Source organism: Pseudomonas sp. St386 (genome assembly GCF_018325865.1).
Lineage (GTDB): Bacteria > Pseudomonadota > Gammaproteobacteria > Pseudomonadales > Pseudomonadaceae > Aquipseudomonas > Aquipseudomonas brassicacearum.
The window spans coordinates 6569159-6583493 of record NZ_AP021900.1 but is presented as its reverse complement, the minus strand read 5'-3'; the positions used below and the strand labels follow the sequence as shown (position 1 = coordinate 6583493).

Here is a 14335-nt window from a genome sequence, read left to right as displayed (position 1 = left end):
CTGCCAACCCCGCACGGCCTGGAGGCTTTGTAATGCTCGAGCTTTATGGTTTCTCTGTCAGTAACTATTACAACATGGTCAAACTGGCGCTGTTGGAGAAGGGCCTGCCCTTCGAAGAAGTGCCGTTCTACCCCAACCAGACCCCCGAAGCGTGGGCCATCAGCCCGCGCGGGAAGGTACCGGTGTTGAAAACCGAGCAGGGGTTTATCAACGAAACCAGCGTGATCCTTGAGTACATCGAACAAACCCAACCAGGCAAGGCCCTGCTGCCCAGTGACCCGTTCGAGCGGGCCCAGGTATTGGCCTTGTGCAGGGAGATCGAGTTGTACATCGAGCTGCCGGCGCGGGCTTGCTTTGCCGAGGCATTTTTCGGCATGACGGTGCCCGATGTCATCAAGGAAAAGAGCAAAGACGAATTGCGGCAGGGGTTCGCCTCGCTCGGTCGGCACGGCAAATTCGCACCCTACGTGGCGGGCGATAGTCTGACCATTGCCGATCTGTATTTTTTCTACAGTGTCTCGCCGGCCTGCCAAGTGGGCAGGAAGTTGTTCGATATCGACCTGCTGGCAGACATGCCGGCGGCCAAGGCGCTGATGGAGCGCTTGGAGCAAAATCCGCATGTGCAGCGGATTGCGGCGGATAGAGAGGCGGCGATGCCGGCGTTTTTGGCGATGATTGCCGCCAAGAAGTGAGTTTCGTGGTGTTTTGAAGTGAGTCATCGCGAGCAGGCTCGCTCCCACAATGAGTCTCTACATGTTCACAAAATATGTGTTCATTGAAGAGCCACTGTGGGAGCGAGCTTGCTCGCGATGCTTTTAGCGGCTGGCGAGCAACGCCTGGCCGCGTATCACAGCTGCCTTGACCTGCGCCGGCGCGGTGCCGCCGATGTGGTCGCGGGCATTGACCGAGCCTTCGAGGGTCAGCACGGCAAACACGTCCTGTTCGATCTGGTCGCTGAACCGGCGCAGTTCGTCCAGGCTCATTTCCGCCAGATCCTTGCCACTGTCCACGCCGTACTTCACGGCATGGCCGACGATCTCATGGCAGTCGCGGAACGGCAGGCCACGGCGCACCAGATAATCGGCCAGGTCCGTGGCGGTGGAAAAGCCGCGCAGGGCCGCTTCGCGCATCACTGCATGCTTGGGCTTGATGGCCGGGATCATGTCGGCGAAGGCCCGCAGCGAGTCGCGCAAGGTGTCGGCGGCGTCGAACAGCGGTTCCTTGTCTTCCTGGTTGTCCTTGTTGTAGGCCAGCGGCTGGCCTTTCATCAGGGTCAGCAGGCCCATCAATGCGCCGAACACCCGGCCACTCTTGCCCCGCACCAGTTCCGGCACGTCTGGGTTTTTCTTTTGCGGCATGATCGAGCTGCCGGTGCAGAAGCGGTCCGGCAGGTCAATGAACTGGAATTGCGCACTGGTCCACAGCACCAGCTCTTCGGAGAAGCGCGACAGGTGCATCATCGCGATGCTTGCGGCGGCGCAGAATTCGATGGCGAAATCGCGGTCTGAGACGTTATCCAGCGAGTTGCCGCCCACGGCGTCGAAGCCCAGCAACTGCGCAGTGTATTCACGGTCGATCGGGTACGTGGTGCCGGCCAGCGCGGCGCTGCCCAGGGGCATGCGGTTGGTGCGCTTGCGGCAGTCCACCAGGCGCTCGTAGTCGCGGCTGAGCATTTCGAACCAGGCCAGCATGTGATGCCCAAACGTTACAGGTTGGGCGGTTTGCAGGTGCGTGAAGCCCGGCATGATGCTCTCGGCTTCGCGCTCGGCTTGCTCCAGCAGGCCTTTTTGCAGGCGAGTGATTTCGGCCAGGATCAGGTCGATCTCATCGCGCAACCACAGGCGGATGTCGGTGGCGACCTGGTCGTTGCGGCTGCGGCCGGTATGCAGTTTCTTGCCGGTCACGCCGATGCGGTCGGTCAGGCGCGCTTCGATGTTCATGTGCACGTCTTCAAGGTCGACGCGCCAGTCGAACTGGCCGGCCTCGATTTCAGCCTGGATGGTCTTCAGGCCGTCGATGATGCTGTCGCGCTCGGCATCGGTCAGCACGCCGACCTTGGCCAGCATGGTGGCGTGGGCGATCGAGCCCATGATGTCGTGGCGATACAGGCGCTGGTCAAAGTTGACGGAGGCGGTGAAGCGGGCGACGAAGGCGTCGACGGGTTCACTGAAGCGGCCGCCCCAGGACTGATTGGTCTTGTCAGTGCTCATGAATTCGCTCGTGATCGGCTGTGGAAAAAGTAGCGGTTAAAGGCTGCGGCGGATGATAGCAGGGTTGCCGGGACTGGCGCTGGCACTGGTCGGCAGGTTTTTTCGATGCAAGCCTGGGATCCAACCGGGTTTTCCCGCAACGATATTTTTCGATTGAGCAATATCGTCGCGGCAACCGTCTACAGTGGACTGTAGGACTTTTGCTTTTTTTACCCATGGCGCAGCGGATATAGATAAGAAGGGGGTGCTCATATTGGTCAGATCGACAGTTAACAATCCCTACGGCGACGCCGTGCGACAACGGGCCTCGGGCATCGGTCGGCAAGCGCTGGTAAAGATAGGCAACCGCCGCGCGGCACTTTTTGGCCCTCGAACGAGTCTTAGCGTGGATCGCCGTGACGGATGTCACTTCCCCTGTCTACGCTATCCTTGTGCGAGACTCACGCAGGAATCCAGCGCAATATGAATGTCCTGATCGTTGATGACGAACCACTGGCCCGCGAGCGCCTGAGCCGAATGGTTGGCGAGCTCGAGGGTTACAGTGTCCTGGAGCCGAGCGCCACCAATGGCGAAGAGGCATTGGCCCTTATTGACAGCCACAAGCCGGATATCGTGCTGCTCGACATTCGCATGCCTGGCCTGGACGGTCTGCAGGTTGCGGCGAAGTTGTGCGAACGAGAGTCGCCGCCTGCGGTGGTGTTCTGTACCACCCGGGACGATTTCCCACCCGAGGTGTTGCAGGCCGGTGCCGTGGGCTACCTGGTCAAGCCGGTGGCGGCCGAGGCGTTGCTTGAAGCCTTGCGCAAGGCCGAGCGACCCAACCGCGTGCAACTGGCGGCGCTGACCCGTCCGGCCGCCGAAAGCGGTAGCGGCCCGCGCAGCCATATCAGTGCGCGCACCCGCAAAGGCATCGAGCTGATCCCATTGAACCAGGTGGTCTATTTCATCGCCGACCACAAATACGTGACCTTGCGTCATGAGAGTGGCGAGGTGTTGTTGGATGAGCCACTCAAGGCCCTCGAAGACGAGTTCGGCGAACGTTTCGTACGCATCCACCGCAACGCCCTCGTGGCCCGCGAGCGGATCGAGCGTTTGCAACGCACCCCCCTTGGGCATTTCCAACTGTTCCTCAAGGGCCTCAATGGCGATGCGCTGATTGTCAGCCGACGGCACGTGGCCGGCGTGCGCAAAATGATGCAGCAGCTTTAATGCAGCGGTCCAAGGCGTTCCATGCGTTTCATTTCGAGGATTTGGCGGCCAGGGAGGCCTTGGGGTCGTGATTCAAATCAAAGCGGTTTTGGCTGAGCTGTTATTATCTGCCGTATCTTTTAAGTACGGATTGATCCATGTCCCCTCGCGAGATCCGCATCGCCACCCGTAAAAGTGCCTTGGCCCTCTGGCAGGCCGAATACGTCAAAGCCCGCCTGGAAGCGGCCCATCCCGGCCTGATCGTGACCCTGGTGCCCATGGTCAGTCGCGGTGACAAGCTGCTGGATTCGCCGCTGTCGAAGATCGGCGGCAAGGGCCTGTTCGTCAAGGAACTGGAAACCGCGTTGCTGGACAACGAAGCCGACATCGCCGTGCATTCGATGAAAGACGTGCCCATGGACTTCCCCGAAGGCCTGGGCCTGTTTTGCATCTGCGAGCGGGAAGACCCACGCGACGCGTTCGTCTCCAACACGTTCTCCAGTCTTGAAGCTCTGCCTGCCGGGAGCGTGGTCGGCACTTCCAGCCTGCGTCGCCAGGCACAGTTGCTGACTCGCCGTCCGGACCTGCAAATCCGTTTCCTGCGCGGTAACGTCAATACGCGCCTGGCCAAGCTCGATGCCGGTGAGTACGACGCGATCATCCTCGCCGCCGCCGGCCTGATCCGCCTGGGCTTTGAAGATCGCATCACCTCGGCCATCAGCGTCGACGACAGCCTGCCGGCCGGTGGGCAAGGGGCGGTGGGCATCGAGTGTCGCAGCGCCGACAGCGACATCCACGCCTTGCTGGCGCCGCTGCACCATGAAGACACCGCCACGCGGGTATTCGCCGAACGCGCTCTCAACAAACACCTCAATGGCGGTTGCCAAGTGCCGATCGCCTGTTACGCCGTGCTGGAAGGCGAACAGGTCTGGTTGCGCGGGCTGGTGGGGGATCCCAACGGTGGCCGGCTGCTCAGCGCCGAAGCCCGGGCGCCGCGCCACGATGCCGAGGCGTTGGGCGTGCGGGTGGCCGAAGACCTGCTGAGCCAGGGCGCCGCCGACATTCTCAAGGCGGTCTACGGCGAGGCCGGCCACACGTGACGGGTTGGCGGCTGCTGCTCACCCGGCCGGCGGACGAGTCGTCGGCGCTGGCGGCTGTCCTGGCCGAAGCGGGGGTCTACAGCAGCAGCCTGCCCTTGCTGGATATCGAGCCGGTCCCGCTGTCCGATGCCGGGCGGGCGATATTCCAGGCGCTGGACCAATACTCTGCCGTGATCGTCGTCAGCAAACCGGCCGCACGCCTGTGCGTCGAGCTGCTGCACCAATACTGGCCCCAACCTCCAGACCAACCATGGTTCAGCGTGGGTGCGGCCACCGGACAGATTCTCGTCGATGCCGGCCTCACGGTGTTTTATCCCGATAACGGCGATGACAGCGAAGCCTTGCTGGAACACTTGGTCTTGCGCCAGGCTGTTGCGCGGCCCGACCCCAAGGTGTTGATCGTGCGGGGTGAGGGCGGGCGTGGCTTGCTGGCAGAGCGTTTGCGCGAGCAAGGTGCTAGTGTCGATTATCTGGAATTGTACCGCCGCCACTTGCCCGATTACGGCGAAGGGGCGTTGCCGGCGAAAGTCGAAGCGGAACGCTTGAACGCACTGGTGGTCAGCAGTGGGCAGGGCTTCGAGCATCTGCAGCGGCTGGCCGGCGATGCGTGGCCGGCCCTGGCGCGGTTACCGTTGTTTGTTCCAAGCCCAAGGGTTGCCGAGATGGCGCGTGCCGCCGGGGCCCGAACAGTTGTGGATTGTCGTGGCGCCAATGCCGCGGCTTTGCTGGCGGCGTTACGGGAACACTCCGTGCCGTTTTCTAATGCAAAGGATGGATACGTGAGCGAAACAGCCTTGCCAAAAGAAGATCTAGACCAGCCAGCGATCGATGCGCCGGTTGAAACTCCGCCCCCGATGGCGCCGCGTCGCGGCAACGGGTTGGCCATTGTTGCATTGCTGCTCGGCGCCGCCGGCGTGGCCGTGGGCGGTTGGGGCGTGTGGCAGGTGCGTCACCTGCAAACCAATAACCAGCAGCAGTCCGCCCAGGTCCAGGCACTGAATGACCAGGCCCAGAGCCTCAAGCTCAACGAGCAACGCCTGAGCGAACGCCTGGCGCAATTGCCCCCGGCCGAAGAGCTGGAGGATCGGCGGCGCCTGGTGGCTCAGTTGCAAAGTGATCAGCAGCACCTGAACCAGCGCCTGGAAACCGTGCTCGGTGCCAGCCGCAAGGATTGGCGTCTGGCGGAGGCCGAGCACTTGTTGCGCCTGGCTAGCCTGCGTCTTTCCGCCCTGCAAGACATCAACAGTGCCCAGGCGCTGGTCCAGGGGGCTGACGAAATCCTGCGCGAGCAGAACGACCCCGGTTCGTTCGCCGCCCGCGAGCAACTGGCCAAGACCCTCGCCGCGTTGCGCAGCACCGAGCAACCGGATCGCACCGGGCTGTTCCTGCAACTGGGCGCCTTGCGTGACCAGGTCCTGGAGCTGACCGAGCTGGCGCCCGAGTACAAGGACCGAGGTGAATCCCTGCTGGGCCTGACCGCCGACGGCGATGGCGCAAGTCGTTGGGCGCAGTGGTGGGACCAGATCTCGCGCTATATCCGTATCGACTTCAACGCCGATGAGAATGTCCGTCCGCTGCTGGCCGGGCAAAGCCTGGTGCAAGTGCGCCTGGCCTTGAGCCTGGCGCTGGAGCAGGCGCAATGGGCCGCCCTCAATGGTCAGGCGCCGGTCTACACCCAGGCGCTGACCGAGGCTCGGGACGTGTTGAAGAACAACTTCAACCAGGACAACCCGCAAAGCAAGATCATGCTCGAGCGCGTGGTCGAGCTGTCCAAGCAGCCGGTGACGGTGGTCACCCCGGACCTGACGGGTACGCTGAGCAGCGTCCAGGCTTACCTTGAGCGCCGCAACCTCAATGCCCAGGAATCGGTCAAGCCGCTGCCCGCGCCTGGCGCGCAGGAGGCCACGCCATGAAGCGTCTCTACGTGATTCTGTTCGTGGTCATCGCTGCTGCTGCCTTGCTGGGCGTGGCGATTGCCGAGCATTCGGGTTACGTGCTGGTGGCGTACAAGAACTTCCGTTATGAAGCCGGCCTGTGGGTCACCCTGGCGCTGGTGGCGGTGCTCTGGCTGCTATGGCGAGGCCTGAGGGCGCTGATTGGGCTGGTGACTACGTCGAGTGGTGTGGTCAACCCGTGGTCGCGGCGCAACCGCAGCCGGCGGGTGCAAGTGGCGATCGAGCACGGCCAGTTGGACCTGGCCGAAGGTCGCTGGGCCAGTGCCCAAAGACACCTGCATCGTGCCGCCGAAGCCGAGCGCCAGCCGCTGCTGTATTACCTCGGTGCCGCCCGTGCGGCCAACGAACAAGGTCTCTACGAACAGAGCGACAGTTTGCTCGAACGCGCCCTGGAGCGTCAGCCCCAGGCGGAGTTGGCCATTGCCCTGACGCACGCACAACTGCAGACGGACCGAGGCGACACGGACGGCGCATTGACCACGCTGCAGGCCATGCATGAGCGTCATCCCCATAACGTCCAGGTCCTGCGCCAACTGCAACGACTGCATCAGCAGCGCGGCGACTGGTCGGCATTGATCCGACTGTTGCCGGAGCTGCGCAAGGACAAGGTCCTGCCACCGGCTGAACTGGCGGAACTGGAGCGTCGTGCCTGGGGCGAAAATCTCACCCTGGCAGCCCACCGTGAGGAGGATGGCAGCGTCGGTTTGCAGTCGCTCAATCGCGCCTGGCAACAACTGACCTCCGCGCAGCGCCAGGAGTCGGCGCTGGTGCTGGCCTATGCCGAGCAGTTGCGCCAGTTGGGGGCCCAGGTCGAGGCCGAAGAAGTACTGCGAAGTGCGCTCAAGCGTCACTATGACAGCCATCTGGCGCGCTTGTATGGGTTGGTCCGGGGCAATGATCCGGTCCGCCAGTTGCAAACGGCCGAAGGCTGGCTCAAGGATCATCCGGTCGATCCAAGCCTGTTGCTGACCTTGGGGCGCCTATGCCTGCAGAGCAGTTTGTGGGGCAAGGCGCGGGACTATCTGGAAAGCAGCCTGCGCGTCCAACGCAATCCCGAAGCCTGTGCTGAACTGGCGCGATTGCTGGCGCAACTGGGGGATGCCGAGCGCAGCAACCAGTTGTTTCAGGAGGGGTTGGGGCTGCTGGACGAGCGCCTGCTGGCCGCGCCGTTGCCGGTTCCGGCCCAGGTGTTGTCCACTTGAGATGAGTCATTGTGGCGCGCCTGTACGGGTGGGAGCAAAGCTTGCTCGCGAAACAGGCGCCTCGGTTTCTGAAGGACCGCGTCGTCTTCATCGCGGGCAAGCCTTGCTCCCACTGGTGATACCCGTTTGTTTTTGGGGCTTTGGTCATGCCATCAGTAAAGTCCTACAGTCCATCGCGCTGAATCCTCTTTGGCCTGTCGGGAATTCCCTACATCCCTGGTGAAGTGTCTGCGCGGGCCTGCCTTGAAAGGCCCGAGGGCTTTCCTCTACCGTAACTGCTTGTCTCTTCTGTTACGGAACCGCCATGTCTTTGGCCAGCTCACGCTTCTTGTTTTTCATGGCTTCCATCGCCGCAGCCCTGGCTTTGGGCATCGCCACTTATCTGGAATATTCGGTCGGCCTGACGCCTTGCAGCCTGTGTGTCTTGCAGCGGTTGTGTCTGATGCTGCTCCTGGTGAACAGCCTTGTGGCATGCGTACACGGTCCAGGCCAAAGAGGCAGTCTCTTCTATGGCGCGGCAGGGTTGGTTTTTGCGACGGGGGGAATGACCCTGGCATGGCGTCAGGTCTTGATGCAAAGCCATTCGTTCGAGCCGTTTCCTGATTGTATTGCCCAGCCCAAGCTGATGGATTCGTGGTGGTGCGCGTTGCATCGCGTCCTCGACGGCGCGGTCGATTGCGCGAACATCACCTGGACGCTGTTCGACCTGAGTATCCCCGAATGGAGCCTGTTGTTTTTTCTCGCGGTGTCCAGCGCGATGGCCTATCTACTGCTGCGCCTTGCCTGGAGTGCTCTGGTACGACCGCTCAGCGGCGATACGTCGCAGATGCTCAGGGCCGTGGATTAAACACTTGTATGAACTTTATCTCCTGCGTACCTTGAAGCCATTGTCGTGCGGGCATAATCTGGCCCGCACGTGTTATTGGAATTGTGCCGCTCGATCATGTTGTGTCTGGCTTGTCCCTGATCATCAGGCGTGCACAGGCTGCGAGTGGCATGACTCACAAGGGAAGAAATCACCATGCTCGAAAGTTGTCAGAATGCTCAGGAACGCTGGGGTGGGGTGCATCTGCTGATCGATCGTTGGTTGCAGGAGCGTCACGAACTGGTTCGGGCCTACGATGCCCTCGGCGATAAGCCTGAAGCGCTGAGCGAAAGCCGCAAACCCTTGCAGGAATTCTGCGGTGTGCTGGTCGACTATGTGTCTGCCGGTCATTTCGAGATCTACGAACAACTGACGGGCGAGGCCAAGGCCTTCAACGACAAGCGCGGCCTGGAACTGGCCGAGCAGATCTACCCGCGCATCGATGTCATCACCGAAAAGCTGCTGGCGTTCAACGACCTCTGCGATGAAGGCAAGTGCGTAGCGGAAAAATTCAAGGAGCTGGGCGGCTTGCTGCATGAACGTTTCGAACTGGAAGACTGCCTGATCGAAGTGCTGCACAACGCTCACAAGGAAGAAGCTGCGGTCCAGGCCTGAGGGTTTCGCGGTCATGAAAAAACGGTGCGCATTGCGCACCGTTTTTTATTGGGCCCGCGTCAGGTCGTCGCGCCCAGCAATTCGATTTCAAACACCAGTGGCGTGTACGGCGGGATCACATCTCCCGCCCCTTCGGCGCCATAGGCCAGGGTCGACGGAATCACCAGCCGCCATTTTGCGCCTACCGGCATTTGCGGCAATGCACTGCGCCAACCGTCAATCACGCTGTCGAGGTTGAACCACTGTGCCTGGTGGTTGGAATCGAATACGGTGCCGTCCGGCAATCGACCGGTATACAGCACCTGGACTTTGCCGTGAGGGCCGGCTTTCGCGCCGTGGCCTGGCTTGATCTCGGTCAGCAGGATGCCGTCTGCGAGTTGCTGGACGCCGGGACGGTTCTTTTCTTCGTTGAGAAATTTCTGCTCCGTTTTCAACGCGGCTTCGATCTGCGGCGTCGTCGATTGCGAATTCAGTTGTGCCTGGTGCTCGGCGAGGATCTGTTCGATGCGTTCATCCTTGAGGGCCAGCGGCTTGCCCAGGTAGGCCTGTTGCAAGCCTTCGACCAAGGCTTTGATCTGCAGGTCCGGCACGTCCTGACGCAGGCGTTCGCCAAGGCTTGCGCCCAGGCTGTAAGCCAAATCGTGGGCATCGTTTGCGTTGGTTTTTTCAACGGCCTGGACCGTGGAGCAAGCCATGCACAGGAATAAAAACAGGTGACGCGACATGTGTGCTCTCCGGCCTCGAATCGAGGAATTATGCCAGTGCCGATATCTATAGAGGTGGATTGCCAAGGCACTGGCGCAGAAGATTTTTCGTCTCTTGCAACGCAACGTCTTGTGTACTGTCAACATGCCCTAGCGGCGGTTGAAGCAGAGGTCTAGTATGAGCCGCACTCACGTCAGTCAGGAGGTAAACCATGTCGGCCACCAAGAAGCCTGTAAACACTCCGTTGCACTTGCTCCAACAACTCTCGGGCAGCCTGCTCGAACATCTGGAAAATGCCTGCTCCCAAGCCCTGGCTGATGCTGAAAAACTGCTCGCCAAACTTGAAAAACAACGCGGCAAAGCGCAGGAAAAACTGCACAAGTCGCGCACCAAATTGCAAGACGCAGCCACCGCTGGCAAGGCCAAGGCACAAGCCAAGGCCAAAGATGTCGTGAAAGAACTCGAAGACCTGCTCGATGCCTTGAAGGATCGTCAGTCCGAGACCCGCACCTACATTCTGCAACTCAAGCGTGATGCCCAGGAAAGCCTGAAACTGGCCCAGGGTGTCGGTCGCGTGCAGGAGGCCGCAGGCAAGGCGCTGACGCTTCGTGCTGCCAAGCCTGTCGCTGTATCGGCCAAGAAGCCGGCGGCTAAACCCGTCGCGGCAAAAGCTCCGGCCAAAGTCGCTGCCAAGCCTGCGGCCAAAGCACCGGCCAAAGCTGCCAGCAAGCCTGCTGCCAAGCCGGTCGCTGCCAGCGCTGCAAAACCTGCGGCAAAAAAACCAGTCGTCAAAGCTGCGGCCAAGCCTGCCGCAAAAACGGCGGCCGCTAAACCTGCTGCCGCCAAGCCTGCTGTGAAAGCTGCTGCTAAACCAGCCGCCAAACCTGCGGCAAAAGTTGCAGCCAAACCTGCCGCGACGAAAACCGCTGCCGCTAAACCTGCTGCCAAAGCGGCGGTAAAAGCCACTGCAAAACCTGCTGCCGCCAAGCCTGCTGCCAAACCAGCAGCAACCAAAACGGCTGCGGCCAAGCCTGCTGCGAAAACGGCTGCCAAGCCAGTCGCTGCCAAAGCACCCGCCAAAGTAGCGGCTAAACCCGCCGCTAAACCCGCCGCCAAACCGGCTGCGGCCAAGCCTGCTGCTGCGAAGCCAACGGCTGCCAAACCAGCCGCCGCGAAGCCCGCTGCCGCCAAACCAGCCGCCAAGCCCGCAGCGAAACCGGCCGTGAAAAAGCCAGTCGCTGCAAAACCTGCGACTGCGCCAGCTGCCAAGCCAGCGGCTCCGGCTCCGACCGCGGCACCGGCTCCAACCGCCAGCACTCCGGCTGCGGCGACCAGCCCATCCGCCGCCGTTGCGCCGAGCACCAGCAGCACCCCAACCAGCGCTTCCTAAGTGCCGGACACCGCGACGCGCAGCTGATGCAGCGCGTCGCGGCTCGCTGGCCCGGCATTCGCCGCCAGCCCTTGCAGCCATTGCGCTGAATCGTTCTGTTGTATCCCAGGCCAATCCTTGGCCAGTGCTTCCAATCGTTCCAGCAATTGCCGTTCGGCTGCCAACTCCAGTTGTTTGACTTGCTCGCGCAGGTCATTGAGTGCCGTGTCCTGGAGGGCACTGGTTTTCCATTGGCTGCGAAGCGTACGCAGTGGCTGCACCACCTCGGCATCCCACGGCTCGGCCAATAGTCGAAGCTGCTGCAGCCTGTGTTCATTGCAGGCCACGCCGCGCTGCGCCAGCCACAGGCCACAAAGCAGCAGGCAGACGTTGGCGCCCGCGTCTTGCGACGCCAGGCAGGCGGGCTCTACGCCAGGCTTGGCATAGAGGTCGAGGGAAAAGCTCCACAGGTCTGGGGACATCGTGCTACTCGCGCCAGTTGCGAGCGAAGCTGGTAGACTCCGCCGCCATTATGATCCGACTTCAGAACCTGACTTTACAGCGTGGCCCGCAACGTCTGCTAGAAGACGCCGAGCTGACCCTGCACGCCGGCCACAAAGCCGGCCTCATCGGTGCCAACGGCGCCGGCAAATCGAGCCTGTTCGCCTTGCTGCGAGGCGAGCTACACCCGGACTCGGGTGATTGCCTGTTGCCGTCCGATTGGCGCATCGCCCACATGCGCCAGGAGGTCGACACCCTCGAGCGCCTGGCGGTGGACTACGTGCTCGATGGCGACCTGCGCCTGCGCCAGGTGCAACGTGACCTGGCTGCGGCCGAAGCGGCCCACGACGGTGCCGCACAGGCCCGCCTGCACGCGGAACTCGACAGTGCCGACGGCTACACCGCCGATGCCCGTGCGCGCAAATTGCTCGCCGGCCTGGGCTTTACCAATGAGCAGATGGATCGCCAGGTCGGGGACTTCTCCGGTGGCTGGCGGATGCGCCTGAACTTGGCCCAGGCCTTGATGTGTCCTTCGGATCTGCTGTTGCTCGATGAGCCGACCAACCACTTGGACCTCGACGCTATCATCTGGCTCGAAGACTGGCTCAAGAGTTACCCGGGCACGCTGCTGCTGATTTCCCACGACCGTGATTTCCTCGACGCGGTGGTGGATCACGTGGCCCATGTCGATCAGCGCAAGCTCACCTTGTACCGCGGCGGCTACAGCGCCTTCGAGCGTGCGCGTGCCGAACGCCTGGCCCAGCAACAGCAGGCCTACGAGAAGCAACAGGCGCAACGTGCGCACATGGAAAGCTACATCGCCCGCTTCAAGGCCCAGGCCACCAAGGCGCGCCAGGCCCAGAGCCGGATCAAGGCGCTGGAGCGGATGGAAGAGTTGTCGGCGGCCCACGTCGATTCGCCGTTCGATTTTGTCTTCCGCGAATCGACCAAGATTTCCAGCCCGTTGATCGACCTGTCCGACGCGCGCCTGGGCTACGGCGACAAGACCGTGCTGGAGAAGGTCAAGCTGCAACTGACCCCGGGTGCGCGGATCGGTCTGCTGGGCCCTAACGGTGCCGGTAAGTCGACCCTGATCAAGAACCTTTCCGGTGAACTCGAGCCACTGGCCGGGCGTCTCACCCGGGGCGAGAACACGGTGGTCGGCTACTTCGCCCAGCATCAGCTCGATTCCCTGGATTCCAAGGCCAGCCCGCTGTTGCACCTGCAACGCCTGGCGCCGACCGAGCGCGAGCAGGTTCTGCGGGATTTCCTCGGCGGTTTCGATTTCCGCGGGGCGCGCATCGACGAGCCGGTGCTGAATTTCTCCGGTGGCGAAAAGGCGCGCCTGGCGCTGGCGTTGATCGCTTGGGGCCGGCCAAACCTGTTGCTGCTCGACGAACCGACCAACCACCTGGACCTGGAGATGCGCCTGGCTTTGACCATGGCCTTGCAGGAATTCAGTGGCGCGGTGCTGGTGGTGTCCCACGATCGGCATTTGCTCAAGAGCACCACGGATAACTTCTTCCTGGTGGCCGATGGCAAGGTCGAGGAATTCGACGGCGACCTGGAAGACTACGCCCGTTGGCTGGTGGAATACCGTCAGCGCAACGCGCCGGTCAGCAGCACGCCGGTCAACCCGGACAAGACCGACAAGAAAGCCCAACGGCAGGCCGCCGCCGCATTGCGCCAGCAACTGGCGCCGCACAAGCGTGAGGCCGACAAGCTCGAAACCGAGCTGGGCAAGCTGCATGAAAAACTGCAGAAGATCGAAACCAGCCTTGGCGACAGTGGTCTCTACGAGGCGGCGCGCAAAGATGAGTTGCGCGACTTGCTGGCCGAGCAGGCCAAGCTGAAGGTTCGGGAAGCGGAGCTCGAGGAGGCGTGGATGCAAGCGCTGGAACTGCTGGAAAACCTGCAAGCGGAGCTGGAGGCGTTGTCCTGATGGAAGCGTTGGCGTTGCCTGTACCCGTCATGTGGATCGAGCCGATCTGGCTGGGTGTGCAAATCCTGCTGATCCTGCTGGCCGGTTATGTCGCGCAGCGTGTCGTGGCGCGGGCCCTTACCGGCCTGGGTGAGCGTTACCCGTTCCCACCCCAACTGGTCATTATCCTGCGGGGTGTGCTGCGCTGGCTGATCATGGGCACTGCGGTGCTGGTGGTGCTCGAGCGCTTGGGCGTCTCGGCCACGGTGCTATGGACCGCATTGTCGGGCTTCGTCGCGGTGGCAGCGGTGGCGTTCTTTGCCATCTGGAGCGTGCTGTCGAACCTGTTCTGCGCCGTTTTGATCTACACCGTCGGACCGTTTCGCCTGGGCGATGTGGTCGAGTTGGTGGACACCACCGACAAGCCCGGCATCAAGGGACGCGTGGTGGCGATCAATCTGCTGTACACCACACTGATCGAGCCCGAGGAACTCGGCACCGGCAGCGCCATGGTGCAAGTACCCAACAGCCTGTTCTTCCAGCGTTCGGTGCGGCGCTGGCGCGGCAGCGAGGCGTTTCCGGTGGGTGGTTTCGTCGAGTAAGGGACTGCTGCGCAGCCCAGCGGGGGCAAGCTCCCTTGCCACGGTGTTCAAGCCGGCTTAAGTGCTTGCGCAAAAAACGGTGGTCAACGGCCTGGCGGCGCA

Annotated in this window: 13 protein-coding genes and 2 pseudogenes; 12 read left to right on the top strand and 3 right to left on the bottom strand. The window is 62.1% G+C overall.

Annotation, left to right across the window (positions count from 1 at the left end):
* Nucleotides 1–32: 32 nt before the first annotated feature.
* The gene (locus KI235_RS29305) at nucleotides 33–692 is read left to right on the top strand and encodes a glutathione S-transferase (protein WP_003206785.1); all 660 of its coding nucleotides are present in this window, start codon (nucleotides 33–35) and stop codon (nucleotides 690–692) included.
* Nucleotides 693–815: 123 nt separating this feature from the next.
* Here KI235_RS29305 and argH read toward each other — a convergent pair whose 3' ends face one another.
* A complete protein-coding gene (gene argH, locus KI235_RS29300) occupies nucleotides 816–2210 on the bottom strand; it encodes an argininosuccinate lyase (RefSeq protein ID WP_028237437.1) in 1395 nt (464 codons plus the stop codon).
* 265 nt (nucleotides 2211–2475) lie between these two features.
* Between argH and KI235_RS30575 the strand changes: the two are divergent.
* From KI235_RS30575 to KI235_RS29270, 8 genes and pseudogenes are all read left to right on the top strand, one after another.
* Nucleotides 2476–2676: pseudogene (locus KI235_RS30575) on the top strand (sensor histidine kinase); the annotation flags it as partial.
* Entirely contained in the window at nucleotides 2673–3419 is a 747-nt protein-coding gene (locus KI235_RS29295) for a LytTR family DNA-binding domain-containing protein (RefSeq protein ID WP_003206780.1), read from the top strand. The pseudogene KI235_RS30575 and the gene KI235_RS29295, both read left to right, overlap by 4 nt.
* 137 nt (nucleotides 3420–3556) lie before the next feature.
* Nucleotides 3557–4498: a hydroxymethylbilane synthase gene (gene hemC / locus KI235_RS29290; RefSeq protein ID WP_003206778.1), complete on the top strand. Its 942-nt coding sequence runs from the start codon at nucleotides 3557–3559 to the stop codon at nucleotides 4496–4498.
* A pseudogene (locus tag KI235_RS30570) lies at nucleotides 4495–5241 on the top strand (uroporphyrinogen-III synthase); the annotation flags it as partial. The gene hemC and the pseudogene KI235_RS30570, both read left to right, overlap by 4 nt.
* A gap of 36 nt (nucleotides 5242–5277) precedes the next feature.
* A complete protein-coding gene (locus tag KI235_RS30565) occupies nucleotides 5278–6411 on the top strand; it encodes a uroporphyrinogen-III C-methyltransferase (protein ID WP_027912775.1) in 1134 nt (377 codons plus the stop codon).
* On the top strand, nucleotides 6408–7655 hold the full coding sequence (locus tag KI235_RS29280; protein WP_027912774.1) for a heme biosynthesis protein HemY: 1248 nt from the start codon (nucleotides 6408–6410) through the stop codon (nucleotides 7653–7655). The genes KI235_RS30565 and KI235_RS29280 overlap by 4 nt, the downstream gene beginning before the upstream one ends.
* Before the next feature lie 304 nt (nucleotides 7656–7959).
* The gene (locus KI235_RS29275) at nucleotides 7960–8502 is read left to right on the top strand and encodes a disulfide bond formation protein B (protein WP_003206773.1); all 543 of its coding nucleotides are present in this window, start codon (nucleotides 7960–7962) and stop codon (nucleotides 8500–8502) included.
* Between the two features lie 174 nt (nucleotides 8503–8676).
* Nucleotides 8677–9135 (top strand): Rsd/AlgQ family anti-sigma factor, encoded by a 459-nt coding sequence (locus KI235_RS29270; protein ID WP_003206770.1) that lies wholly within the window; start codon nucleotides 8677–8679, stop codon nucleotides 9133–9135.
* Between the two features lie 59 nt (nucleotides 9136–9194).
* Here the strand turns inward: KI235_RS29270 and KI235_RS29265 are convergent, their stop codons facing one another.
* Complete coding sequence (locus KI235_RS29265; RefSeq protein WP_003206768.1) at nucleotides 9195–9860, bottom strand: FKBP-type peptidyl-prolyl cis-trans isomerase; 666 nt, start codon at nucleotides 9858–9860, stop codon at nucleotides 9195–9197.
* A 191-nt stretch (nucleotides 9861–10051) separates the two neighbouring features.
* Between KI235_RS29265 and KI235_RS29260 the strand changes: the two genes are divergently transcribed.
* Complete coding sequence (locus KI235_RS29260; protein ID WP_013694533.1) at nucleotides 10052–11230, top strand: AlgP family protein; 1179 nt, start codon at nucleotides 10052–10054, stop codon at nucleotides 11228–11230.
* On the opposite strand, the gene KI235_RS29255 is transcribed toward KI235_RS29260, so the two are convergent.
* Nucleotides 11227–11691: a TIGR02444 family protein gene (locus KI235_RS29255; protein WP_212795401.1), complete on the bottom strand. Its 465-nt coding sequence runs from the start codon at nucleotides 11689–11691 to the stop codon at nucleotides 11227–11229. The two genes, KI235_RS29260 and KI235_RS29255, sit on opposite strands and share 4 nt — an antisense overlap.
* A gap of 50 nt (nucleotides 11692–11741) precedes the next feature.
* Here KI235_RS29255 and KI235_RS29250 point away from each other — a divergent pair, with 50 nt between their 5' ends.
* Both KI235_RS29250 and KI235_RS29245 read left to right on the top strand, forming a co-directional pair.
* The gene (locus KI235_RS29250) at nucleotides 11742–13652 is read left to right on the top strand and encodes an ATP-binding cassette domain-containing protein (protein WP_212795400.1); all 1911 of its coding nucleotides are present in this window, start codon (nucleotides 11742–11744) and stop codon (nucleotides 13650–13652) included.
* On the top strand, nucleotides 13652–14233 hold the full coding sequence (locus KI235_RS29245) for a mechanosensitive ion channel family protein (RefSeq protein WP_003206760.1): 582 nt from the start codon (nucleotides 13652–13654) through the stop codon (nucleotides 14231–14233). Before KI235_RS29250 ends, KI235_RS29245 begins: the two co-directional genes overlap by 1 nt.
* Nucleotides 14234–14335: the final 102 nt, after the last annotated feature.